This window comes from Natrononativus amylolyticus (genome assembly GCF_024362525.1).
GTDB classification, from domain to species: Archaea; Halobacteriota; Halobacteria; order Halobacteriales; family Natrialbaceae; genus Natrononativus; species Natrononativus amylolyticus.
The window spans coordinates 246,066-269,359 of sequence record NZ_CP101459.1; the positions used below are offsets into that span (position 1 = coordinate 246,066).

Annotated in this window: 19 protein-coding genes; 10 read left to right on the top strand and 9 right to left on the bottom strand. The window is 66.6% G+C overall.

What is annotated here, in order from left to right:
• Positions 1 to 125 precede the first annotated feature (125 nt).
• The 4 genes from NMQ11_RS16515 to NMQ11_RS16530 all read left to right on the top strand — a co-directional run bounded on the left by NMQ11_RS16515 (position 126) and on the right by NMQ11_RS16530 (position 4,793).
• Complete coding sequence (locus NMQ11_RS16515) at positions 126 to 2,315, top strand: ABC transporter ATP-binding protein (RefSeq protein WP_255171451.1); 2,190 nt, start codon at positions 126 to 128, stop codon at positions 2,313 to 2,315.
• 46 nt (positions 2,316 to 2,361) lie between these two features.
• Positions 2,362 to 2,595, top strand: coding sequence for a hypothetical protein (locus NMQ11_RS16520; RefSeq protein WP_255171452.1), 234 nt, complete (start codon positions 2,362 to 2,364; stop codon positions 2,593 to 2,595).
• Between the two features lie 70 nt (positions 2,596 to 2,665).
• Positions 2,666 to 3,688 (top strand): ABC transporter permease, encoded by a 1,023-nt coding sequence (locus tag NMQ11_RS16525; RefSeq protein WP_255171453.1) that lies wholly within the window; start codon positions 2,666 to 2,668, stop codon positions 3,686 to 3,688.
• Complete coding sequence (locus NMQ11_RS16530; RefSeq protein WP_255171454.1) at positions 3,675 to 4,793, top strand: ABC transporter permease; 1,119 nt, start codon at positions 3,675 to 3,677, stop codon at positions 4,791 to 4,793. Before NMQ11_RS16525 ends, NMQ11_RS16530 begins: the two co-directional genes overlap by 14 nt.
• A gap of 89 nt (positions 4,794 to 4,882) precedes the next feature.
• On the opposite strand, the gene NMQ11_RS16535 is transcribed toward NMQ11_RS16530, so the two are convergent.
• On the bottom strand, positions 4,883 to 6,346 hold the full coding sequence (locus tag NMQ11_RS16535; protein ID WP_255171455.1) for an amidase: 1,464 nt from the start codon (positions 6,344 to 6,346) through the stop codon (positions 4,883 to 4,885).
• Between the two features lie 335 nt (positions 6,347 to 6,681).
• On the opposite strand from NMQ11_RS16535, the gene NMQ11_RS16540 reads away from it, so the two are divergent.
• From NMQ11_RS16540 to NMQ11_RS16550, 3 genes are all read left to right on the top strand, one after another.
• Positions 6,682 to 8,268: a hypothetical protein gene (locus NMQ11_RS16540; protein WP_255171456.1), complete on the top strand. Its 1,587-nt coding sequence runs from the start codon at positions 6,682 to 6,684 to the stop codon at positions 8,266 to 8,268.
• A gap of 209 nt (positions 8,269 to 8,477) precedes the next feature.
• A complete protein-coding gene (locus NMQ11_RS16545; RefSeq protein WP_255171457.1) occupies positions 8,478 to 8,948 on the top strand; it encodes an S-layer protein in 471 nt (156 codons plus the stop codon).
• An 8-nt stretch (positions 8,949 to 8,956) separates the two neighbouring features.
• On the top strand, positions 8,957 to 10,231 hold the full coding sequence (locus NMQ11_RS16550; RefSeq protein ID WP_255171458.1) for a CapA family protein: 1,275 nt from the start codon (positions 8,957 to 8,959) through the stop codon (positions 10,229 to 10,231).
• 47 nt (positions 10,232 to 10,278) lie between these two features.
• Here NMQ11_RS16550 and NMQ11_RS16555 read toward each other — a convergent pair whose 3' ends face one another.
• The 4 genes from NMQ11_RS16555 to ilvA form a co-directional block, all read right to left on the bottom strand.
• A complete protein-coding gene (locus tag NMQ11_RS16555) occupies positions 10,279 to 11,100 on the bottom strand; it encodes a PIG-L deacetylase family protein (RefSeq protein ID WP_255171459.1) in 822 nt (273 codons plus the stop codon).
• Positions 11,101 to 11,172: 72 nt separating this feature from the next.
• Positions 11,173 to 12,168, bottom strand: a complete 996-nt coding sequence (locus NMQ11_RS16560; protein WP_255171460.1) for a Gfo/Idh/MocA family protein — start codon at positions 12,166 to 12,168, stop codon at positions 11,173 to 11,175.
• Positions 12,165 to 13,127 carry a Gfo/Idh/MocA family protein gene (locus tag NMQ11_RS16565; RefSeq protein ID WP_255171461.1) on the bottom strand — a complete coding sequence of 321 codons (963 nt, stop codon included), beginning with the start codon at positions 13,125 to 13,127 and terminating at the stop codon, positions 12,165 to 12,167. Before NMQ11_RS16565 ends, NMQ11_RS16560 begins: the two co-directional genes overlap by 4 nt.
• Before the next feature lie 64 nt (positions 13,128 to 13,191).
• The gene (ilvA, locus tag NMQ11_RS16570) at positions 13,192 to 14,412 is read right to left on the bottom strand and encodes a threonine ammonia-lyase (RefSeq protein WP_255171462.1); all 1,221 of its coding nucleotides are present in this window, start codon (positions 14,410 to 14,412) and stop codon (positions 13,192 to 13,194) included.
• Positions 14,413 to 14,698: 286 nt separating this feature from the next.
• On the opposite strand from ilvA, the gene NMQ11_RS16575 reads away from it, so the two are divergent.
• Complete coding sequence (locus tag NMQ11_RS16575) at positions 14,699 to 15,460, top strand: IclR family transcriptional regulator (RefSeq protein ID WP_255171463.1); 762 nt, start codon at positions 14,699 to 14,701, stop codon at positions 15,458 to 15,460.
• A gap of 405 nt (positions 15,461 to 15,865) precedes the next feature.
• A complete protein-coding gene (locus NMQ11_RS16580; RefSeq protein ID WP_255171464.1) occupies positions 15,866 to 16,717 on the top strand; it encodes a GNAT family N-acetyltransferase in 852 nt (283 codons plus the stop codon).
• A 52-nt stretch (positions 16,718 to 16,769) separates the two neighbouring features.
• Here the strand turns inward: NMQ11_RS16580 and NMQ11_RS16585 are convergent, their stop codons facing one another.
• Positions 16,770 to 17,144: a RidA family protein gene (locus tag NMQ11_RS16585; RefSeq protein ID WP_255171465.1), complete on the bottom strand. Its 375-nt coding sequence runs from the start codon at positions 17,142 to 17,144 to the stop codon at positions 16,770 to 16,772.
• A gap of 188 nt (positions 17,145 to 17,332) precedes the next feature.
• Between NMQ11_RS16585 and ggt the strand changes: the two genes are divergently transcribed.
• Positions 17,333 to 19,204: a gamma-glutamyltransferase gene (gene ggt, locus NMQ11_RS16590; RefSeq protein WP_255171466.1), complete on the top strand. Its 1,872-nt coding sequence runs from the start codon at positions 17,333 to 17,335 to the stop codon at positions 19,202 to 19,204.
• A gap of 99 nt (positions 19,205 to 19,303) precedes the next feature.
• On the opposite strand, the gene NMQ11_RS16595 is transcribed toward ggt, so the two are convergent.
• The 3 genes from NMQ11_RS16595 to NMQ11_RS16605 form a co-directional block, all read right to left on the bottom strand.
• A complete protein-coding gene (locus NMQ11_RS16595; protein ID WP_255171467.1) occupies positions 19,304 to 20,449 on the bottom strand; it encodes an NAD(P)/FAD-dependent oxidoreductase in 1,146 nt (381 codons plus the stop codon).
• A gap of 440 nt (positions 20,450 to 20,889) precedes the next feature.
• The gene (locus NMQ11_RS16600; RefSeq protein ID WP_255171468.1) at positions 20,890 to 21,966 is read right to left on the bottom strand and encodes a DUF4432 family protein; all 1,077 of its coding nucleotides are present in this window, start codon (positions 21,964 to 21,966) and stop codon (positions 20,890 to 20,892) included.
• Complete coding sequence (locus NMQ11_RS16605; protein ID WP_255171469.1) at positions 21,963 to 23,252, bottom strand: neutral/alkaline non-lysosomal ceramidase N-terminal domain-containing protein; 1,290 nt, start codon at positions 23,250 to 23,252, stop codon at positions 21,963 to 21,965. The genes NMQ11_RS16600 and NMQ11_RS16605 overlap by 4 nt, the downstream gene beginning before the upstream one ends.
• Between the last annotated feature and the right edge of the window lie 42 nt (positions 23,253 to 23,294).

The window sequence follows — 23,294 nt, forward strand, 5'->3', positions numbered from 1 at the left end:
GTCGAGGCCCCGCTTACGGAAAAGATTAATATGGACGTTGTCCCAACTGCTCTCTCATAGGGACCCACCGTACTCCTGGAAGGTTCGACGATCCTGATCGAGTACGCCACGATCGCTCATCTCATATGACTCAGACCCAATTCGACGCTCAAAACCGGAGCAACGGACGACAGGACGTAATTCTCGAGGTTCGGGACCTCGAGGTCGCATTCGACATGGACCGGGGCAAGTCGCGCGTCATCGACAGCGTCGACTTCGACGTCCAGCGCGACGAGATGCTCGGAATCGTCGGTGAGAGTGGCAGCGGGAAATCGATGTTCGCCTCGGCGATGTTGAACGCCGTCGTCGAACCCGGCGTCGCGACCGGGGAAGTGATCTACCATCCGAGAGACGGCGAACCCGTCGACGTGCTCTCGCTTACGGACACCCAGCTCGAGAAGTTCCGCTGGGAGGAGATCGCGATGGTGTTCCAGGGCGCGATGAGCTCCTGGAACCCGACGATGAAGATCGAGGACCACTTCATCGAGACGATCAAGGCCCACGGGAAAAACGTCGAGGAGCGAATGGCCCACGGTCGCCAGCTCATCGCGGACCTCTACATGGACCCCGACCGCGTGCTCGGTGCCTACCCCCACGAGCTGTCCGGCGGGATGAAACAGCGGACGCTGATCGCACTGAGTCTCATCCTCGAGCCGCGGGTGCTCGTCATGGACGAGCCGACGGCGGCGCTGGACCTGCTGATGCAGCGGTCGATCATGAGCCTGCTCACCGACCTCCAGGAGCGGTACGATCTGACGATCCTCTTTATCACCCACGACCTGCCGCTCGTCGCCGGCATCGCGGATCGCCTGGCGGTGATGTACGCCTTCGAGTTCGTCGAGTACGGCCCGAGCGAGGAGGTGATCCGGAACGCGGCGCATCCGTACACGCGCGCGCTGTTGAAATCCGTCCCGAGCGTCGACGCGCCGCTCGAGGAGATGACCACGATCGAAGGCGAGAGTCCGGACCCGGTGAACACGCCGGACGGCTGTTCGTACCACCCCCGGTGTCCGATGGCGACACAGCAGTGTCGCGACGCGGACCCGGAGTACCACGACGTCGGCCCGAACCGCGGGGCCACCTGCTTCCACTGGGAGCGATCCGCAGACGAGATCCAGTACTCACTCGGCACCGAGGAACTGGACCCGTCGTCGATCGAGCAGGTAGCCGAAACCAAAGACGAGGACACCGTCGTCTCCCTCGAGGAGGTCGACGTCCACTTCAACATCTCGGGGATGATCGACGAGCTGTTCGGCAAGGAGACGATCGTCAAAGCCGTCAACCAGGTGTCGCTGGATCTCCACGAGAACGAGGTCGTCGCCCTCGTCGGCGAGTCCGGCTGCGGGAAGACGACGCTCGGCAAGACGGCGATCGGGATCCAGAAGCCGACGGGCGGCACCGTCAACTACCGCGATCAGGACATATGGGCTGCGAAGGACGGCGACGGCGAGATTCCTTTCGAGGAGATCCGCCGCGCGCTCCAGATCGTCCACCAGGACCCCGGGAGTTCGCTGAACTCCTCCCGGACGATCCGGGCGAGCCTGAGTGCGCCCCTGAAGCGGTGGCGGCCGGACCTCAACGCCTCCGAACGGGAGACGGTGGTCTACAACCTCCTCGAGCGGGTGGGGATGAAGCCCGCCGAGGACTACGCGCTCCGGTTCCCACACCAGCTTTCCGGTGGAGAACAACAGCGCGTCGTGCTCATGCGGGCGCTGCTGATGAGCCCCGACCTCATCCTCGCCGACGAGGCCGTCTCGGCGCTGGACGTCTCGCTGCGCGTCGAGATGATGGACCTGATGCTCAACCTCCAGCAGACGTTCGACACCTCGTACCTGTTCATCTCCCACGACTTCTCGAACGCGCGCTACCTGACGGAGAAGTCCGGCGGCCGCATCGGGATCATGTACCTCGGCCACCTCGTCGAGATCGGACCGGCCCAGGAGATCATCCACAACCCGAAACACCCCTACACGAAGGTGCTGAGCTGGGCGACGCCGCCGCTCGACCCCGACGCCGCGCGGGAGGCGAACGCGACGAAACCGCCGATCCGCGACATCGACATTCCCGACCCGACCGACCCGCCCGAGGGCTGTCCGTTCCACACGCGCTGTCCGGAGGCCCGCGAGGTCTGCACCCGCGAGATGCCCGAACTCCGCGACAGCGACAACCACTCGCGCGTCGCCTGCTTCCGCGAGGAGCCCGACCACGAGTACTGGAACAGCGAGCCGATCGACGAGGAGGCGGTCGACCTCGAGGAGCCGGCCGCCGGAGACTGACGGCGGGCAAAGTATTTTTAGCCCCGCTCGAAAGTATCGCTGACGAATGAGCAGTAAATACGACAAGAGCTTCCTCGAACACCTCTGTGACTACGAGCAGGCCTGGCGCCTGCTGTTTACGTTTTCCGTCGCCGTGATCGGGCTCATGTCGCTGTGGCTCTTCACAGCCGACCGGGAGTCGGCGACGTTCGCGGTCGTCGTGTTGAACATCGTCGGCGCGTCGGCGTTCGCGCTACTGAGCGGCTTCCTCCTCTGGAAGTGTCGGTGGAGCAAGGGGTGAAATCCGGAATCGTTGTACCGCAGCCTGGGAAAGATATATTATGTATGGAGCCAGATTCAGCACTACCTAGATGAGGTATTTTGTCAACCGCGTGTTACACGCTTTCGTGGTACTAATTAGCGTGACGACGATCACGTTCGCGCTGTTCCGATTGATGCCGGGGAATCCGGCGCAGGCGATGCGCGCGCAGTTCGAAGCACAGGCCGAGGCACGGGGGCAAACGGTCAATCCCGACTATCTCGATGCGATGGTCGCACAACACACCGGATTCGACCCGGACCAGCCCTGGTACATCCAGTACGTCGAATACTTACAGGACATCATCCTCTACCAGGACTTCGGCCACTCGATCTTCTACAACGAACCGGTGTTCGACATCCTGTTCACCGCGATGCCGTGGTCGATTTTCATCAGCGTCTACGGGCTGGCGTTCGGCTACACGGCGAACATCCTGCTCGGGGCAGCGATGGCGTACGCAGAGGGGTCGCGCTTCGACAGCTACTCGACCGTCCTGGCGACGTTCCTGAACTCGGTCCCCTACTACGTCGGGGCGATCCTGTTCCTCGCGTTCTTCGCCTACCAACTCGGTTGGTTCCCGAGCGGCGGCCGGTACAACACGAACCTGGAAGCCGGACTCAACGTCCAGTTCATGGCGAGCATCACACACCACGCGGTGCTCCCGATCATGTCGAGTTTCATCGTCGGGTTCGGCGGCGGTGCGCTGGCAATGCGGGGTAACTCCATCCGAATCCTCGGAGAGGATTACCTCCGGGTTGCCCGGCTCCGCGGGATCAGTTCCGAACGCATCGCGACCCGCTACGTCGCGCGGAACGCGATCCTCCCGCTGTACACCGAGATGATGATCGGCATCGCCGCCGTCTTCTCGAGCAGCGTCGTCCTCGAGTTCATCTTCACGTACCCCGGCGTCGGCTGGTACACCTACGACGCGGTTATCCGGCGCGACTACCCGCTTCTGATGGGATCGTTCCTCTTCTTTACCATCGTCACGCTCATCGGCATCCTCATCGCCGAGTTCACGTACGGCATCGTCGACCCACGGATCGGATCTGGTGAAAACAATGAGTCATACTGACGAACCTCGGACAGACGGAGGCGAACCGCTCAGCGACGAACAGCTGTTCGGCCAGCTCGCCGAGAAAGACCGCGTCGAACTCTCGCGCAAGGAACGGTATTCCCGTGCACTCGACGCGTACGTTCTCGCGCCGGCCCGGGTCGCCTGGGAGGACTGGCGGATGCGCTTTGGCATCTTCATCATCACGATGTTCGTGTTCGTCGGCGTCGTCGGCACCCGCCTCGTTCCCAGGCCGGGGACCAACCAGGCGCCGAACAACTTACAGCCGTTCCAGGGCGGCGTCTCCGCGATCTGGGAGGACGGCGGCTGGATCGACATCGGACTCGAGCACTCGTACTCGTTCCAGTACTTCTCCATCCCCGGGTTCGACCTCGAGTACCCCCTCGGGGCGGACAACTACGGGACGCCGATCGGGCGAAACCTCGTCCACGCGACGCCGGACATGCTCGAGATGGTGATCGCCGGCGCGATCGTCTCCGTCGGCATCGCCGCACTAATCGGCATCACGGCCGGCTACAAGGGCGGGAAGATCGACTCGTTCCTCATGTACATCACGGACATCGTGATGACGATGCCCGGCCTGCCGCTGATCATCGTCATCGCGGCGATCTACCCGCCCCGGCAGGCGTGGCTTGTCGGCGTCGTCCTCGCGATCGACTCCTGGCCCGGACTGGCGCGTGCGCTCCGGTCGCAGGTGCTCACGCTCCGCGAGGAGTCTTACGTCGAGGCCTCCCGAACGATGGGGCTCACCTCGAAGACGATCCTCTCGCGGGACATCACGCCGCAGCTGATGCCGTACATCCTGATCAACGCGGCACACGCCGGCCGGTCGGTGATCTTCGGCGCCATCGCGCTGTACTTCCTCGGCATCCTCCCGTTCACGACGGCCAACTGGGGGATCATGATGGACACGGCGTACTCCGAGGCGCACGCGCTGGTCAACCTCGCGAACTTCTACCAGATCTTCTGGCCGATGGCCGCGGTCGTGGTCATCTCGTTCGGCCTGATCATGTTCGCACAGGGGATGGACCGCGTGTTCAACCCGCGGATCAGGGCACGACACGCCAAGAAGGTCGGCGGTGACGGCGAATCGGTCGACAACTAACGCCTCGAATTACTTTTCTCTCGCTCGAGCGACCACGAACCACCACGCGGTCCGATCGAACGTCCTCGAACAACGCTCGAAATCGCCGGTCAGTCGACGAGGTTCGAGCGGGCGGCCTCGAGCCAGGGGCGGCGTCGCTCGACGGCGGCGCTCGCCGTCAGCACCGCTTCGTCGCCGAACCGCGGACCGACGAGTTGCATCCCGACCGGGAGCCCGTCGACGAACCCCGCGGGGATCGAGGCCGCCGGGTGGCCCGTCATGTTGAACGGCCACGTGAGCAGCCAGCCGGCCTGCGGGTCGACCGGCGTCCCGTCGACGCGGACGTCCTCGAGGGAGTCGTTGTGGATCGGCAACACCGACAGCGTCGGCGTCACCAGGAGATCGTACCCGTCGAACACGTCCTGAATCTCGTCGTAGATCGCCGTCCTGACGCGGTTCATCCCCCCGAGGTCGACGGCGCTCACCTCGCGGCCGGCCGCGATCCGGTCGCGGAACGTCGACGGGACCGACTCGGCGTCCCGCTCGAGGAACGCGACGCCGTGGCGTCGTTCGACGTTCTCCGCGATCGTCGCCGAGAGTGCCTGCATCAGCCCGTATCGGGTTCGTGCGGCGAGGTCGTCGAACTCGTAGCCGAACGCGACGTCGACGCGGTCGACCGTCGCCCCCTCGCGCTCGAACGCCTCGAGGGCGTCCTCGACGCGCTCCCGGACGACGGCGGCGACGGAGAAGACGCCCAGATCGGAGCTGTAGGCGATCCGCCAGCCGTCGACCGAGCGGTCCAGAGCAGCCTGATACGCCGCGCCCGTATCCGGGAGCGAGAACGGATCCCGCGGGTGGGGACCGACCATCACCTCGAGGGCGAGCGCCGCGTCCCGTACCGTCCGCGTGAGGACGCCCTTGTCGATGAACGGCGACTGGTTCTGGAACGCGTTCGGCCGGCTGACGTTCGGGATGCGACCGAACGACGGTTTCAGACCGTAGACGCCACAGCAGGCGGCCGGAATGCGCACCGACCCCGCCGCATCGCCACCCTGGGCGAACGCCGCCATCCCGTCGGCGACCGCGGCCGCGCTCCCGCCGGAGGAGCCGCCCGCGTTTCGATCGAGGTCGAACGGCGTCGACGTCGGGCCGACGAGCAGGTTGTCGGTAACCGGCCTGTGGCCGAACTCCGGGGCGTTCGTCTTGCCGATCACGATCGCGCCGGCGTCCTCGAGGCGTTGGACGAACGCGGCGGTGTGGTCCGCGACGTGGTCCTCGAACGCTCGACAGCCGAACGTGTGTCGGATCCCCGCCCGAAACGCCGTGAGATCCTTCAGCGCGACCGGAACTCCGTGGAGCGGGCCGACGTCCTCGCCCGCCTCGAGCGCCCGTTCGGCCTCCAGTGCGCGCTCTCTGGCGTGCTCACTCGCCACCGTGACGTACGCGTTTACCGCGTCGTCGCGGTCGGCGATCCGCTCGAGAAAGGCGTCGACGACCGCCGTGGGCTCGAGCGTCCCGTCACGGATCCCTTCGGCGAGTCGCCACGCCGGAGCGAAGAGGAGTTCGTTCGTCATTGTCTACCAGACGCAGAGGAGTCGGCAAAAGCGTGCTGGTAGAGTCACGTCTGGCAGAGAGCAAGCCACCCCGGCGTCGAGAACGAGGCGGGTGTCCCGTCGAGACCGCAGGGTTTCTCGTCGGAACGGACTGGCGTTGCAGACGGGCAGGAAACGGTTTCGGGTACTTTGCGAGAGCGCGAACTTGCGACTGAACAAATCGCTGGAGGAGAATGTAAACGAAAGAAATGCTTTTGAGAGTTGGGGAGACAGTGGGTATTGTACAGGGTAATCGCTAGCACATCTCTCGGGCGAACGAGACGGGAGAGTCAGGATGCCTTGTAAGAGGGACACGAATGAGTAATCGAAACGACACCACGGACGATGCACAGTCGAGCGACCGGACGGGCGGCCTTCCGCTCAGCCGGCGGGGAATGCTCGCCGCGAGCGCGGTCGGACTCGGAATCGCCGGCGCGGGATCGGCGGCCGCGGACGACCGCGAGGGGAGCGAGAACAGCCCGTTCGCACCCAGAGACCACGACCACGGCGGGGACGTGCTGGGCGCTTCGGAACCGGTCGCGGCGATCACCACCGAGCACCTCTCGGTCGAGGGGACCAACCGCGTCGACGTCGTCGGCGACCCCGAGATCGACCACGAGGGCGATCTGGCGGCGGAGATCCAGTCGTACCTCGCCGACCGCGAGCCGAACCACCTGTTCGTTCTTCCCGCGGGAACCTACTCCTGGAACAGCCAGCTGGAGCTGTCGGGGTTCGAATTCTTCGGCGTCGTCGGCGCACCCCAGGCGACGCTGGCGGTCGAAACGCACGATCCGGACTACGCGTTCGACCTCGAGGGAGAGCGAGTCCTGCTCGGGGACTTCACCGTCGACATCACGGCGGGCGACACCATCGACGCCGGAATCGTGTTCGCAGGAATCGAACGGCGCGGACTGATCGAAAACCTCGACCTCCGGGGCGAGCGGGACTACCACCAGTCGGACCGCGGCGGCAAGTTCACCTGCCGGGTGGACACCCTCGAGGAGGACGGCTACACCGAGATCCGCAACGTCCGCCTGCCCGACGGCGAGGTCGAGGGCGACGGCGGATCGGTCATCCCGTTCGCCGCGGACCCGCCCCACGTCGGCACGAACGTCTGGAACGGCTGTTACGTCAAGGATTGGACCTCGGGATTTTACGTGATGAACAACGACGGTCGAAACATCCTTCAGGGGTGTCTCACGATCGACTGCAACAACTTCGGCATTCGCCTCGGCCGGAACGACGTCTGTCGGGACTCGCGGATCGTGCTGTCGGACGCATCCGACCGGGACACGCCGGGGATGGGGCTCACCATCTTCGGCGGCAGCCCGCTCGTCGAGAACGTCCAGATCGAAGCGCCGGACATCTGGAACAACGCCCTCTGGGTCGGCGGCCAGGCGACCGGCGGGACGGTCCGCGACGTCGACATCTACATCGGGGAGATCTCGCCGGTCCACGCGATAGACATCAGCGGAGGCCTCTCGCTCGAGGAGGAACTCCTGTTCGAGAACGTCACCATCGTCGACGAGAGTGACGGCTCCGCCCACCCCGTCCACGGTGCCGGGTTCGACTACTCAGTCGAGGTCGGAACGCCGAACGTCACGTTCCGCGACTGCCGCTTCGAGTCGCCGAACCGCGACGGAATGCGGGTCGTCGGCGCCGCGTCGGACGCCGGCGTGACGATCGAGAACTGCACGTTCGACACCGGCGGCGCGGACCTCCGGTTCACCGTCGAGGACGCCGGCCACAGCGTGTGCAACAACCGCTTCAACGGCGACGTCGCGTGGGACGAACCCCTTTCGGAGGTCCTCTGGATGGGGAACCGCCACGAAGGGGCGGTCGAGTCGGGCGGCACGGAGGACTGGAACGCCCTCGCCAACTGGGGCTTCGACGTGGACGCCTGACGCTACGTCTCTTCCGCGCTGATCCACCCCCAGGGTCTTTTTTTGACGACTGACCGCCGACCTCACCAGTTTCGGTAAGATTTGGAGAAGTCGGTACTGGAATATTCTATGTACCCACACACATACCTTCTCCAACACGAACACTTAAGATCGGGGGGCCAGAGCGATTACGCATGGGACAATCACGTCTCTCGCGACGACGATTCGGTATGGCAGCAGCGCTCGGCCTGACAGCCACACTCGCTGGCTGTACGAGCGGGGACGACAACGGCGACGACGACGCCGGAAACGACACCGACGACAACGACACCGACGACAACGACACCGACGACGTCGACGACTTCGACGAGTCGGACCTCGAGGAAGACACGGTCGGCGAGCTCAGGCTCATCCTCGAGAACGAGGACGGCGACCCGGTTTCCTCCGGCGTCGAGATCACCGTCGATCCCGCGAACGACGACATGTCGTTCGGACTGGCCGACCCCGACATCGAGGACGGCGAGGCGACCGTTTCGATCACCGAAGAGGACGACTACACGATCACCGTCGAGAGTACGGATGACTCGTTCGAGACTCAGGAGGAGGAGGTCACCGTCGGCGAGGACGACGAGGAGGTAACGTTCACCCTCGAGGGCGCGAGCGCAGACGAGGAGGAAGAAGAGGAAGAAGAAGACGAGTGACCGATCGGATGGTCACCGGGTCACGGACGCGCCTCGGACTGGCCGACAGCGTCGACGACGCCGACGAGAGCCGGTGGTCGATGTTCGTCGCCGGCGACTACGTCATCGACCGAGACGAGCCGGCGACCGCCGAGCGGACGATCGACCCGGCGCTGCGCGACCGGATCGCGGCTGCCGAGGTTTCGATCGTCAACTTCGAGGCGCCGATCGTCGACGGTGCGGAGCCGATCACCAAGAGCGGCCCCGTCATCGAGAACCCGCCGGAGGCCGCGACGGCGGCGGCCGACGCCGGGTTCGACGTCTGCGCGCTCGCGAACAACCACGTCCGCGACTACGGCCCCGAGGGCGTCGCCTCGACCCTCGAGGCCCTCCAGCGTGCGGGCTGTGAGACCGTCGGGGTCGGCGAGAGCCACGACGCCGCATTCGAGCCGCTCGAGGTCACGCGGGGCGACGGTCGCGTCGCCGTCGTCAACGTCTGCGAGCGCGAGTTCAACATCGCCGGCGAGGACAGTTACGGTGCGGCCTGGATCTCGGACCGACGAGCCCGCGAGACGATCCGGCGGGCGGACCGCGAGTACGACGCGGTGATCGTCCTCGCCCACGGCGGGGCGGAGTACGTTCCGTTCCCGTCGCCGGAGCTGCAAGGGACGTTGCGGGAGTTCGTCGATCTGGGCGCGGATCTCGTCGTCGGCCACCACCCGCACGTGCCACAGGGCTGGGAGCGCTACGGCGACGGCGCGATCTTCTACAGCCTCGGCAACTTCCTGTTCGACCGGATGGCCGACTCGGAGAACTGTTCGTGGGGGCTGTCCCTCGAGATCGAGTTCGACGGCGCGACGCCGGTCGGCGTCGACCTGGTTCCGACGGAGACGATCGACGGGACCGCCTACGAACTCGGGGAGCGACGCGACCGCGAGAACCACCTCGAGTACCTGCACCGTCTCGCCGAACTCACCGCGGAGCCGTCGACCCTCGAGCCCTACTGGCAGGAAGTCGCCGTGCAGGTGTTCTACGAGCGGTACTCGAACTGGCTCCACATGGGCTGTGGGGCGACCCTCGCACGTGCCAGGTCGGCGCCGAACGATCCGGAGGCACAGCGACCGGTGTGGGACCCCGAGGCCCGACGCCGCGAGATCATGGCCCTGCTCACGATCGTTCGGACGGAGTCTCACCGCTGGCTCATGACGACCGCGCTGTCGGTGCTCACGGGCGAAGTCGCCGACCGGCGGACGCCGGCGATCCGTGAGGAAGCACAGCTGTTGCTCTCTCGAGCCGAGCGGTAAGTCCGACTCCGATCCCGTCCGAGCGACGACGGGCGGAGCCGCGTCGGTCAGGCGAACAGTTCGGCGGCGAGGTCGGGTGTGAGTTCGCCGCCGTACTCCGAGATTTCGAATGCTTCGGCGTACTCGATCTCCCCGCCGGCGTCCTCGCCGTAGGTGTCGACCAGGAGTTCACGGAACCGGTCGGCGCCGTCTCGCATCTCCCGGAGCCCCGAGATCGGATCGGACTCGAGCCACCGCCGTCGCGCTGCCGGATCGTCGGGAACCTCCTCGAGTTTGTTCTCGGTGTACGGCAACCACTCGTAGAACTGGGACTCGTGGCAGTCGAGCATGTCGTACTTGCACTCGAGGTGTTCCGCCTCGATCGGGACGACGACGTCGGGGGTAAACGGGTAGGGCCGCTCGAACGTGTCCAGCAGGTAGCCGAAGACCGGGTTCGACTCGAGCGCCGGCACCGCCGGACAGACGTTCGGGACGGTGACCATGTACGCCGCGTCGCGGACCAGCTGGGAGGTGTAGCGGTGGTCGGGGTGGTAGTCGTTCGACCGGTGGGTCAACACGAGGTCGGGGTCGAACCCGCGGAGCAAGCGGATCACCTCCTCCCGGCGCTCGAGGGAGGGTCTGAGCTTCCCGTCCGGCGTGCCGAGAACTCGGTACTCGGCGATTCCGGCCGCTTCGGCGGCGTTCTCTGCCTCCCGGCGGCGCCGTTCGACGAGCGAAGAACCGTGTCGGTCGTGGTGGCCGCCGCGGCCGTCGGTCATCGAGACGAAGCGGACGTCGTGGCCGGCGGCTGCGCTGTGGCAGGCGAACCCGCCGGCTCGAATGTCGGGGTCATCGGGGTGGGCGCCGATGACGACGATCGTGCGGGACATGCTCGAGAGATCGAATCCGGAGTCGGAAAACCTTCCGGTCGACTCTCGACCGGCCGAGTATCGGCGGGCGACTCAGTCGACGTCGGCCACCGGCACCGACGCGCCCGCGTCAGCGGAGTCGTAGGCGGCCTCGACGACGGCGACGGCCGCGAGCCCGTCGGCGGGCGTGATCTCCGGGTCGCGTCCCTTCCGGACGCTCTCGAGGAAGTCGTCGACGAGTCCGGCGTTGGCGTCGGTCCCGTAGAACGCGGTGTGGACGCCCGCGTCGTCGCCCGAGGCGACGGTGTGGGTCAGCGACTGATCCATGTAGTCGATCGCGACGGTTCCCTCGGTGCCGGTCAGTTCGAGGGTGGCGTCGCCCCACGTGTGCCAGGCGTCGGGTTTGCTCCAGGAGCCGTCGAGCAAGAACGGCGTCCCGTCGGCCATCGCCATCGAGAGGACGTTGACGTCGTCGACCGGGATGTCGTGGAACCTGGTGTCAGTTTCGGCGTACACCTCGGCCGGCGTCTCGCCGAGTAAGTCGAGCACGAGGTCGACGATGTGGACGGTGTGATCCACCACCGCCCCGCCGCCGGCTCTCTCGGGGTCGGCGAACCAGCCGCCGGGCATCTTCCCCCGGTTCGTCCCGGAGATCGACCGCACCGAGCCGATCTCGCCCGCCTCGAGCGCCTCTCGCATCCGCCGGGCCGGCTCGCAGAAGCGAAGCGGCATCGCCACGCCCGCGACGATCCCGGTGTCCTCCCAGACGTCGACGATCGCCGACGCCGCCTCGACGGTCGGCGCGAGCGGTTTCTCACAGAGGACGTGAACGCCCGCCTTCGCGGCGCGTTCGAACCAGTCGCGGTGGTCGGCGTTGGCCGAGCAGATCACCGCCGCGTCGATCCGCTCGAGCAACTCGTCCCCGTCGGCGACGTACGCCGTCCCGTGACGGTCGGCGGCCGCCCGTCCGCGCTCGTCGTCGCCGTCCGCGATCCCGACGAGGTCGACGTCCTCCCGGCCGGCGAGGATGCCGGCGTAGGCATCGACGTGGGCGTGGGCCGCCGACAGCACCCCGACGGAGAGGCTCACGCTCTCACCTCCTCGAGGGCGACCGGCTCACCGCGGTCGGCCGACCGCTCGGCGGCGAGGGCGAGTCGAAGCGCGTCGATCCCCGCCTCGGCGCCCACGTCCGGCTCCGCGCCCGACTCGAGGCAGGAAACGAAGTGCTCGAGTTCGCGCCGGTAGCCGTCCCTCGCGAGGGGGCTCTCGACGACCATCCCGTCGCCGTCCCAGACGGCGAACGGCGCCTCCTCGGCGCCCGCGAACTCGACGAGGCCGTCGTCGCCGGCGAACTCGAGTTCGGCCGTCAGCGGCCGCGATTCGGGCTGGGCCCACGACGCCTCGACGTAGCCGACGGCGCCGCTCGCAAAGCGGAGGGTGACGATCCCGTGTTCGGCCCGATCGTCGCGGGTCCTGCGGGCGAACACGCGCTCGACGTCGCCCCACGCCCACTGGAGGTAGTCCAGGTCGTGGATCGCCAGGTCGACGAAGACGCCGCCGCTCTTCTCGCGGTCGGCGAACCAGTCGGCAGAGCCCCACTCGGGAAACGGCGAGAGTCGGCGGGCGCGGGCGACGCCCGCCTCCCCCACGTCGAGTTCGCGAGCGCGCCGGTAGTTCGGCATGAACCGGACGACGTGACCGACCATGAGCGTAATGTCGGCGTCGGCTGCGACCGTAGCGATCTCCTCAGCCTCCTCGAGCGAGCCGGCGATCGGTTTCTCGAGGAAGACGTCGATCCCGGCCGTAGCAGCCGCGGTGACCAGCTCGAGATGCGTGTGCGTGGGCGTACAGACGTCGAGGAAATCGAGATCCGCCTCGTCGCACATCGTTTCGACGTCGGTGTACGCGGCGGCGTCGAAGTCGAACTCGTCGATGAACCCGCCCGGACCGCTGGGCGAGGAGACGGCGACGACGTCGACGTCCATTTCGGCGTACTCCGCTGCGTGGGTCTGGGCCATGAAACCCGTTCCCGCGATTCCTACTCGCATGGGGTCACATCATGCGCCATCGCTAATAACGCTTCGTACAGCGGAGAGGCGCGTCCGCGACGGGTCAGTTCACCTGCGTGACCTCGTACCCCTCGCGTTCGATCGACTCGATGATCGCCGCAGCGTGGCTGTCGCCGCTCGTCTCGACGAGGAAGACGAGAAACGCCTCACCGACGGAGAGCGAGCCGTCGGCGCGGTAGTGATGGACCGTTCGGATGTTGGCCCCCAGGTCGCCGATCCGCTGTGAGATGTCGGCCATTCGCCCCGGGCCGTCGTCGATTCGCACCTGGAGCCTGATCATCTGGCGTCGCGCGGTCAGCTCGTGGGTGAGGATCGTCTGGAGCCGGGACATGTCCAGGTTGCCACCAGAGAGCACGGGGACGACGGTTTCGCCGGTCACGTCGAGCTGGTCGCCGAGCAGCGCGGCCACCGACGCCGCGCCGGCCCCCTCGACGAGCTGTTTCGCCCGCTCGAGCAACAGCACGATGCCGCTGGCGAGCTCCGATTCGCTGACGGTGACCACCTCGTCGACGTGCTCGTCGATCAGCGAGAACGTCAGCTCGGCGGTGCTGCCGGTCGCGATACCGTCCGCGATCGTGTCGACGTCGTCTGTCGGCAGGGGTTGGCCCTTCTCGAGGCTCTCGGGAACGGTCGCCGCGTCGCTCGCCTGCACACCGACGATCCGCACGTCCGGGCGCTCCTCGGCGAGGGCGGCCCCGATACCGCCGATGAGGCCGCCGCCGCCGATCGGAACGACGACGGTGTCCAGGTCGGGAACGTCCTCGAGGAGTTCGAGTCCGAGCGTTCCCTGGCCGGCGACGATCGCCGGGTCGTCGAACGCGTGGACGAGTTCGACGCCGTCTCGCTCCGCGAGCGCCTCCGCGTGGGAAACCGCTTCGCCGAAGTTGACGCCCTCGAGGACGACCTCGGCGCCGTAGCCTCGCGTCGCGTCGATCTTCGTCTGCGGGGCGGTCGTCGGCATCACGATCGTCGACGGGACGCCGGTTTCGGCGGCCGCCAGCGCGACGCCCTGGGCGTGGTTTCCCGCGCTGGCGGCGACGACCTCCTCGATGTCACCGCGTTCGGCGACGTTGAGGAGCTTGTTGTACGCGCCCCTCGTCTTGAACGATCCGGTACGCTGGAGGTGTTCCATCTTGAGGAAGACGTCGGCGCCCGAAACGTCGCTGAGCGAGCGGCTGAATTCGACGGGCGTCCGCTGAACCAGACTCGAGCCGTCGAGGCGTTCGCGCGCCGAAAGGACATCCGCGCGGGTGATCTCGACCATCTGGGAGACAATTACGCAGGGACGTCTTAGTTGTTACTGAGCCCATTAGCGCGACGACAGGTACGCGACGGGGAACGACGCGAGACGTCGTTCGCTGACACCGGTCGTTTGGAGCCGCGAAACGGCGTGCTGTTTCTCGTCCAGAGTGTCGGACTGGGGAGAGCGGTCGTCGTTCGACGTTCGCCGTTCGGGCTCCGTTTCGACAGGCCGGGCGATGGTCGAAGTCGACGCTCCGTTTTACGACACCAAACATTTATCTGGTAAGTGTTCCCAGTAGAGACAAACAATGGCCGAAGCAAAAAACCCGGTGCAAGCGGTTCAACGGACGCTAGACATCCTCTCGGTGCTGCGAGACACTGGCGGGGCCCGCGTCACCGAGATCGCGAGGGAGATCGGGGTGTCGAAGGGAACCGTCCACTGTCACCTCGCGACGCTCGAGGAGAACGGCTACGTCGTCAACGAGAACAGCGAGTACAAACTGGGGCTGCGCTTCATCGACCTCGCCCACTACGCGAAAGACCGCATCGACATCTACGACATCGCCACCTCGGAGGTCGACACGCTCGCCGAGGAATCCGGCGAGATGGCACTGTTCACCGTCGAGGAGGACGGCGAAGGGATCTGCCTGTACACGGCGGAGGGTGCGGAAGCGGTCAAGACCGAAGTGTACGTCGGCTACCGAAACCAGCTCTATCACACGGCCGTCGGGAAGGCGATGTTAGCGTTCATGCCGGCGGAAAAGCGCGACGAGATCATCGAAAACACCGAGTTCGAGCAGCTCACGCCGAACACGATCACCGACGAGGACGAACTCCGGGCGGAACTCGAGCAGATCCGCGAGGACGGGATCGCCTACAACCACGGCGAGACGATCCAGGGGCTCGTCGGCGCGGGGGCACCCATCCGCGACCAGGACGGAACGCTCTACGGGGCGATCAGCATCATCGGCCCGGTCAGGCGCATCAACGAAGAGCGCCTCGAGACGGAGATCCCGGAGATGATCCACCGTGCAGTAAACATCATCGAGATCAACATCACCTCGCTGTAACGCCAGCCGCACACCGTCGTCCGGTTTTCGCCGGGTCGGCCGCCGATACTGTCCGTTCTCCCGACTCCACCGGTTGTTGTGGCGGCTCGTTCGACGCCCACTGACAGCGGCGCCGCCCCGGAGGGAGTGTTGTTTAGCTCTGGAAAACGAAGGCTTGCGCTTCGCCCACCCATCACGCGTCCCGCTCTCGCCCGATCGCGGCCATCCTCGTAGATTACAGTCCTATGGCTGTAACTATCGCTCGAGAATCGCTGCCGATGGCCTGAGCAATCCCGGTAGGAACAGATCGGCGTTCGAACCGCGACGTTTAGCTCTCGGAAACGAATCGCTTCAGCGGCACTCCGGTGTCCGACGCGTATCACCGGCAACGCTATCGTGCGTCGCCCGAAACGTGGCGGGTATCGAATGCTCGACTGTCGCCGACTCACCGCCGACGATCTGGCTGACGCGCTCGAACTCTCGAGGCAGGCCGGCTGGAACCAGGTCGCAGCCGACTGGCAGCGCCTGCTCGCGCTCTCGCCCGAGGGCTGTTTCGCCGGAACCGTCGACGGCCAGCTCGTCGCGACGACGACGGTGATCACGTACGGCGACGACGTGAGCTGGATCGGGATGGTCCTCGTCGACGAAGCCCACCGGAGCCAGGGGTACGGAAGCCGGATCTTCGAGCGCGGTCTCGAGTACGCCCGCGAACGCGGCGGCCGACGGCTCGGCCTGGACGCGACCCACCTCGGGGAGCCGATCTACGAGAAGTACGGGTTCGAGCGCGTCGCGCCGGTGTTTCGCTGGCAGGGGACGCTCTCGGACAACGACGGTGAGCATCGCGCGGAATCCGCCGAACCGCTCGAGTCAGAGCTGCTCGACGCCGTCTGTGCGTTCGACCGGAACGCCCTCGCCGTCGACCGAACCGACCTGGTGCGAGAACTCGTCGCAGAACCGGACGTTCGAGGCTTCGTCGTCGGCGATTCGGCGAGCGTCGACGGCTACGCCTTCGTCCGGCCCGGCCGGACCCACCGGCAGATCGGTCCGATCGTCGCGTCCGATTCGCGCACGCTCGAAGCGCTGCTGGCCGCAGTTACGACGGCGCTCGGCGAACGTGCGGTGATCGTCGACGCGCCAGAGCGGGCGGGCGTCGAAGCCGCGCTCGAGGCGGCCGGGCTCGATCGAACCCGCGAACTCGTCCGGATGACCCATCCCGACCGCGCCGAACTGCTGCTTTCTGACTCGGTCTGCGGGCTCGTCGACTTCGCGTTCGGGTAGGACGTCAGAGGGGGCGAAACGGGTGCAGAAACGGTACAGCCGAGTGTCGAAGCTACGCGGCGGCGACGACCTCTATTTCGACGCCGATGTCGATGGGAAGGTCCGACACCTCGACGGCACAGCGGGCCGGAAACGGCTCGGACATGTACTCGGCGTACACGTCGTTGACCGCGTCGTAGTTGTCCATATCGGTGACGTACACGTTCGCCTTGATCACCTTGTCGAGCGACGAACCGGCTTCCTCTAAGATCGCGCCGATGTTCTCGAGGGTCTGGGCCGTCTGATCGCGAATGTCGTCGACCTCGACCTCCCTCGTCTCCGGGTTCGCCGGGCCCTGGCCCGAGACGTAGATCGTGTCGCCGTACTTCATCGCCTGCGAGTACGGTCCGATGCTGTCCGGTGCGTCGCTGGTGCTGATCTCTTCCATGCGTCTTTCACGTCACACAGTCGCATAATAAATCCTGCTACTCCATCGGAAGAACGAGTGACGCCGTCGGGGGTTTCGGACCGTCGAAAGTTGCGTACCCGATCGTACTCCAAAATACAGTGTCTCGGTACACTTATTTTCCTGCGATCGGAACCCTATTTCGGCACCATCGGTTGCCACTGAAACACATGACCAATAGAAACACACGCGGTAACGGGGACGACGGACGCTCGAGTCGACACGACGTGACGGGAATCGATCGAAGACAGTTTCTCGCCCTCACGGGCGCAACCGCGGGCGCGTTAGCCGTCGGCACGGGTCACGCCGGGGCCGACTCACAGGCCGTAACGGACGTGCCCGGCTTCAGCTGTGACCGGCCGCAGTTCACCTGCGGACGACAGGTGCGCGCCGGCGACGGGATGGTCTCGACTGTCGATCCGATCGCGTCCGGCGTCGCCGCAACCGTCCTTCGCGAGGGCGGCACCGCCGTCGACGCTGCGGTCGCCATCCAGTACGTGCTCACGGTCACCCAGCCACACGGGTCCGGAATCGGCGGCGGCGGCTTCATGATCGTCTACGACGCCGACTCCGGGACGGTCGATATCGTCAACAGCCGCGAGCGCGCGTCGCGGAACGCCGAACCGGAGCAGTTCCTCGACGACGACGGCGATCCGATCGGGTTCTCCGAGCGAATCCAGACCGGCGAGGCGATGGGCGTCCCCGGGACCCCGATGGGCCTCGAGACCGCGCTCGACCTGCACGGCACCCGGCCGCGTCAGCGGCTGATAACGCCCGCTATCAAACTCGCTCGTGACGGATTTACGGTCGACGCGTTCCTCGCCGAACAGATCGCGAGCAACACGGACAAGTTCAACGAGGCCGCGCTCGAGGTCTTCAGCGACGAGACCGGCGCCCTCTACGAGGAGGGCGACACGATGACGAATCCGGATCTCGCCGAAACCCTCGAACTCATCAGGCGCGACGGAGCCGAGGCGTTCTACGAGGGGCCGATTGCGACGGATCTGGCGGCCGAGATCCGGCGGAACGCCAGGGAGCCGGACCGCGTCGTCGACGAGGAGGACCTGGCGGCCTACGACGTGACCCTCGACGACCCCGTACGCGGCGAGTGGTACGACTACGAAATCGTCTCCCAGCCGCCGCCGAGCTCCGGGGGTGCCATCGTCTACTACATCCTCAAACTGTTCGAACTGCTCGAGGGCGAACAGTACGACGTCCGCTCTCCGGAGAAGTACCACTTCCTGGCGGAGGCCCAGTCGCTGGCCTGGGCCGACCGCAACGAGTACCTCGGCGACCCCGAGTTCGTCGACGTCCCGCTCGAGGGGATGCTCTCGGAGGAGTACCTCGCCTCGCGAGCGGAGATGATCGAACTCGGCTCGACGGCGTTCGACTACCAGGGCGGCGAGAGCTCACAGCCCGGCGAGCCGGGGGCGTTCGAGCCCGCAGGCGCGCCGGCCTCCGCCGTGCAGTCGGGGTCGACTACGCACTTCTCGGTCGTCGACCAGTGGGGCAACGCCGTCTCGTACACGTCGACGATCGAGCAGTTCATGGGATCGGGGAAGGTTGTTCCCGGTCGCGGCTTCCTGATCAACAACGAACTGACCGACTTCAGCGCCATCCCCGACGGGCCCAACATGGTCGAACCGAACAAGCGCCCGCTCAGTAGCATGAGCCCGACGATGGTCATGGAAGACGGGCAACCGATCTTCACCGCCGGTTCTCCCGGCGGTATCCGGATCATCACCGCAACGGCGCACGCGATCCTCCACGGGCTGGTCTACGACCTCGAGCCGCTGGCGGCGATCGAGGAGCCGAGCATCTTCAAGTCCACCCTCCCGACCGTCCACTGGGAGGACGGCGTTCCGGAAGCCGCCCGCGACCAGACCGACGACTGGGGGCTGGTCTGGGGTGACGAGCCGGAAGTCCAGGGGAACGTCCAGGTAATCGAAGTCGACGGCGACGAACTGATCGGCGCCGCCGACCCGTCTCGAGACGGGCAGGCCACCGGCTTCGACCGTGGCGGCCGCGGTCGGCCGCGCTAACGAACGCGCCACCCGGGGCGCCCGCCGCAGAACCGGTCGTTCTCGTTTTTCCGCTGCTCTATCGCCACCGGGGACTGACGCGACCGACGGCCGTCGCCGTCAGGCGAACCGCTCCGGTGCGAACGGCTCGAGGCCGCTCGAGGGAGCCTCGCCCCGGACGAGTTCCGCGATCAGTTTGCCGCTGTACGGCCCGAGCGTGAGCCCCGTCGGGCCGTGGCCGGTCGCGAGATACGCGCCCTCGATCCCCGGAACGGCCCCGAGTATCGGGAGGCCGTCGGGCGAGGCCGGCCGGAGCCCGACGCGAACCTCGCGCAGTTCCGCGTCCCCGAGGGCGGGGATCAGGCGAAGTGCCTCCTCGAGCACCTCGCGAACGCCGGCGGCGGTCGTCCGCGAGGCGTACCCGCTCCCCGACTCGCGGGTCGCCCCGACGGCCACGCGCCCGTCCGACCAGGGGACGACGTAGTGGCCGCGAAACCCCTTCACGATCGGCCACTCGCCGGTCGGCAGCTCCGGGTGGCGGAGGTGCGCGATCTGTCCGCGCTGGGGTTCGACGGGAATCTCGACGTCCAGCCGGTCGGCGAACGCGGGCGACCATGCGCCGCCCGTAACGACCACCCGGTCGGCCCCGATCGTCCGCCCGTCTGCCAGTTCGACGGCGCGAACCGAGCCGTTCGCGACCGTGAGGTCGGCGACGTCCCCGTTCTCGACGTCCAGGCCGGCGTCCTCGGCTGCACGACGAGTGGCGTCCGCGAACCGACGGCCGTCGATCCGGGCGGCGTCGGCGTAGTGAAACGCCCGCCTGACCGGCGCCAGTCCCGGGAGTCGGGCGGACGCCGCCGGGGGCTCGAGCGACTCGACGCTTCCCGGCGCCGGGTTGGCCAGTCGCCGCTTGCGCTCGTCGATCCGCTCGAGGGAGTTCGAGAGCGGGGCGGTTTCGTCCTCGTCGACCGCAACGGCGAGCAGTCCGGGCCGTGAGAAACTCGTCTCCCGCTCACCCGCCGCTTCCAGTCGAGCGACGAGCGTCGGATAGTACTCGAAGGCGTCGACCGCGAGGCCGAACCACGGGCCGGACGCGGTTCGGCTGCTCGTCGCCGGAGAGACGATTCCCGCGCCGGCGTCGGTGGCTCTTCCCTCGTCGTCCCGGTCGACCAGAAGCGTCTCCACGCCGTCACGAACGAGGTGGTAAGCCGCCGACGCGCCGACGATTCCGCCGCCGACCACGACGGCTTCGTATGCGTCGTTCATCACCGATCGTTGAGGGTATACGATGGTAATACTTTGCCCGGTCGCAGCCGTCGCTGCCGGGTTCGTTCGGTACGAACGGGTACCGTCTGCACCGACGGTTTCACGACGACACTGCGCCGTCGTGATCTCGAGACAGGCGTTTCAAAATCGGTATACGTCGAGAGAAGAATGTGGTAACCGCGCACGATTCGAGCGACGATCGACGGAACCCCTCGTCGCGTTCGCTGGATCGAGGCGGCTGCACGACACCAATCCGGTAGTGATACGACGCGGTTTTTGAAATTGGCTCCGAATACCGGTCACGCTGTTCGAGCAACGTGAGAACGTCTATTATCTCGAAACCGGTGTCCGATCGGTCCCCGATCGGTCTTGCGTCTAGATATCAATTCACTCGCGGCGAATTATATCGCTGAGGTGGTGGCTTCTGGTACGTGTCAGCCTCACGACGGCGGTCCGTCCACGGCCCCGTCCGGCGACACGCCCGTCACTCGCTCGAGGCCGCCGAACGTGACCGCGGTGAACGAGGCCTCAGCGGTCTCGCCGGGCTCGAGGACGTTCATCACGTCCTCGTCGTCGGGTGTTGCCACCGGGTGGGACGTCGTCGGCTCGAGGCCGACGTTGTAGTTGCGGTTGAACCACGGCGACTTGTGGTAGCCGCCGAAGGGTTGCCAGTACCAGAGACACTCGAACGGATCGAGCGGAAAGTGCAGGCCGAACCCGAGATCGAGATCGGGGTTGGTGAGCGCGTACCAGCCCTCAGCCATGTCGATCGCGAACGACTGGTCGTGAATCGTCTCCTCACGTGCGGGAATCTCGCGGAGGTCTACGGTTTCGCCGTCGCGTCCCGGCGAGTGGGGCCACTCGTAGGTCGCCTCGTCGGCAAGCCGACCGTTCGGAAAGTCGTCGCCGTAGGGCGGGTTGTAGCCGGTGGCCTCGGGGAGGTCGAGCCTCGCGACGGGCGACAGCAGGGGTTCGCCAAGGGTGATGTGGTGTTGCCAGACGTACTCGAGGGCCACCCCACCCTCGTTGGTCACCGACTCGTCGATGTGCAGGCGGGACTCGCCCGCCCGGAGGGTCAACTCCCGTTCCACGGAAAACGGGTAACGGACGAGATCGACGGTCAGCCGGAGCGTCGCGGCCTCGCCGTCGTCGCGGGCGACAGACGCCTCCCACGGGAGGAGCGCGCTCTCGCCGTGGAGGCCGTAAGAACTCCCCTCGACCTCGAGGCCGGTGCCGGCGATCGGCAGGTTCGTCTGCCAGCCGCCGGGGTAGTGTTCGTTCCAGACGGTCTCCGTCGAGGGCACGTAGCGATCCCGCGGCGCCGTCCACTCGTGGGGCGCCCGCCAGAGGACGTCGACGTCCGTGCGTTTGTCTCTGAACTCGACGAGATCCCCGCCCTTGCCCGTCAGCACGACGACCCGGAGCGCCTCGTTCTCGAGGATCGCCGCCTCGATCCCCTTGTACGTGAACTCGGTGGAGAGTCGCGGCCCCGGCCCGGTCCGGTGGTCTGGGGTCATGGCTCCCTCCGTCGGGCGCCGGCCCGCTCGGCCACCGCGACTGCCTTCGTGAGAATCCGGTCTTCAGTCGTCGGGGCGTACAGCCCGTCCTCGAACGACTGCCAGGATTCGTAGCCACCTTCGGCGAGGATGCGCCGCGTCGGGAGATAGCCCGTGTTGTTGGCGTAGCCCGCTACCCACAGCGGCGCCGCCAGGGTCTCCTTCAGCCGTAACGAGAAGTCGGCGACGACCTCGCCCGAGAGCGAGAGCAGGGTGAGGTCGGTGCCGAAGCCGACCGCCTGGATCGGGTACGGGCGGTGGTCCGTGACTTCAGTGCCGACCGTTTCTCCGTCATTTCCGTCGCTGCCGTCGTCCACGGGGTTCTCGACGTCGAGGGCCACGTTGCCGGCCACGAGCCGAAGCGGTCCGCGAACCGGCCGCGGCTCGGTCACGAGCGCTCGCTCGACGGCGGTGGCCGCCGTCTCCGCGTGCTGTTTGACGAGCGCTCGAGTCCCCTGCGGGTACGCCTTCTGGTCGCCGGCGCAGCCGATGACGAAGACCGCCGTCGCCTCCGGGTAGAACTCCTCGAGGGCCGCCATCGCGTACCCCGGCCAGTCGCCGTTGACCTCGTTGCAGTAGGACATCCCGACGGTCGGGTGGCAGGCGTAGCCGAACAGGATCGCCTTCGTCGTCCCGTCGGCGGTTTCGGCGACGAGCACCGGGAGGTCGTGGTCGACGGGGCCGTCGGCGGTCGGCGAGAAGCCGATCCCCTCCTCGGACGGTCGCCGGCGGTTCATCGCGATGGCACACCGCGCGCGGTAGTGAGCCAGCGACGCGGGCTCGAGGTCGTCGAGTGCGTCGCCGATCACCGAGAGCAGCGTCTCGTCGACGAACTCGCGGTAGGAAGCGACGAGGTCGTCGTCCCGGTCGTAGTCCTCCTCGAGACCCTCCCGGAGGACGTCGTAGTCCGGCCCGTAGTGGGTGTGACTCGGGGTGATGACGAGCGCCTCGGGCTCGAGGTCCCACCGCTTCGCACACTCCGCCTCGAGGAACTCGCGCTGGCTCTCGAAGACGAACAGCAGTTCGAACGAGAGGAAGACCATCCGTCGCCCCCGTCGATCCTCGAACGCCACCGCGCGGGCGTAGATGTCGTGTTCGACGCCGTCCATGTGGCCGTCGCGGGCGCCGAAGCCGATGAGCCGGTGGTCGGCGTCGGCCTCGGGGGTGATCGGCGCCGTCGCGGTTCCGATCCGCCACTCGAGGCCGGCGCCGTCGGCTGTCTCTCCGCGTGTTCGGTCGTTCGCCATGGGTAGCCGTCCGTCGTGCGCCTCGAGTAATAAACCTACCCG

Bases quoted from the DNA above. Each gene is read 5' to 3' on its own strand.
- NMQ11_RS16515 (WP_255171451.1), top strand. From the start codon at position 126: ATGACTCAGACCCAATTCGACGCTCAAAACCGGAGCAACGGACGACAG.
- NMQ11_RS16520 (WP_255171452.1), top strand. From the start codon at position 2,362: ATGAGCAGTAAATACGACAAGAGCTTCCTCGAACACCTCTGTGACTAC.
- NMQ11_RS16525 (WP_255171453.1), top strand. From the start codon at position 2,666: ATGAGGTATTTTGTCAACCGCGTGTTACACGCTTTCGTGGTACTAATT.
- NMQ11_RS16530 (WP_255171454.1), top strand. From the start codon at position 3,675: ATGAGTCATACTGACGAACCTCGGACAGACGGAGGCGAACCGCTCAGC.
- NMQ11_RS16535 (WP_255171455.1), bottom strand. From the start codon at position 6,346: ATGACGAACGAACTCCTCTTCGCTCCGGCGTGGCGACTCGCCGAAGGG.
- NMQ11_RS16540 (WP_255171456.1), top strand. From the start codon at position 6,682: ATGAGTAATCGAAACGACACCACGGACGATGCACAGTCGAGCGACCGG.
- NMQ11_RS16545 (WP_255171457.1), top strand. From the start codon at position 8,478: ATGGCAGCAGCGCTCGGCCTGACAGCCACACTCGCTGGCTGTACGAGC.
- NMQ11_RS16550 (WP_255171458.1), top strand. From the start codon at position 8,957: ATGGTCACCGGGTCACGGACGCGCCTCGGACTGGCCGACAGCGTCGAC.
- NMQ11_RS16555 (WP_255171459.1), bottom strand. From the start codon at position 11,100: ATGTCCCGCACGATCGTCGTCATCGGCGCCCACCCCGATGACCCCGAC.
- NMQ11_RS16565 (WP_255171461.1), bottom strand. From the start codon at position 13,127: ATGCGAGTAGGAATCGCGGGAACGGGTTTCATGGCCCAGACCCACGCA.
- ilvA (WP_255171462.1), bottom strand. From the start codon at position 14,412: ATGGTCGAGATCACCCGCGCGGATGTCCTTTCGGCGCGCGAACGCCTC.
- NMQ11_RS16575 (WP_255171463.1), top strand. From the start codon at position 14,699: ATGGCCGAAGCAAAAAACCCGGTGCAAGCGGTTCAACGGACGCTAGAC.
- NMQ11_RS16580 (WP_255171464.1), top strand. From the start codon at position 15,866: ATGCTCGACTGTCGCCGACTCACCGCCGACGATCTGGCTGACGCGCTC.
- NMQ11_RS16585 (WP_255171465.1), bottom strand. From the start codon at position 17,144: ATGGAAGAGATCAGCACCAGCGACGCACCGGACAGCATCGGACCGTAC.
- ggt (WP_255171466.1), top strand. From the start codon at position 17,333: ATGACCAATAGAAACACACGCGGTAACGGGGACGACGGACGCTCGAGT.
- NMQ11_RS16595 (WP_255171467.1), bottom strand. From the start codon at position 20,449: ATGAACGACGCATACGAAGCCGTCGTGGTCGGCGGCGGAATCGTCGGC.
- NMQ11_RS16600 (WP_255171468.1), bottom strand. From the start codon at position 21,966: ATGACCCCAGACCACCGGACCGGGCCGGGGCCGCGACTCTCCACCGAG.
- NMQ11_RS16605 (WP_255171469.1), bottom strand. From the start codon at position 23,252: ATGGCGAACGACCGAACACGCGGAGAGACAGCCGACGGCGCCGGCCTC.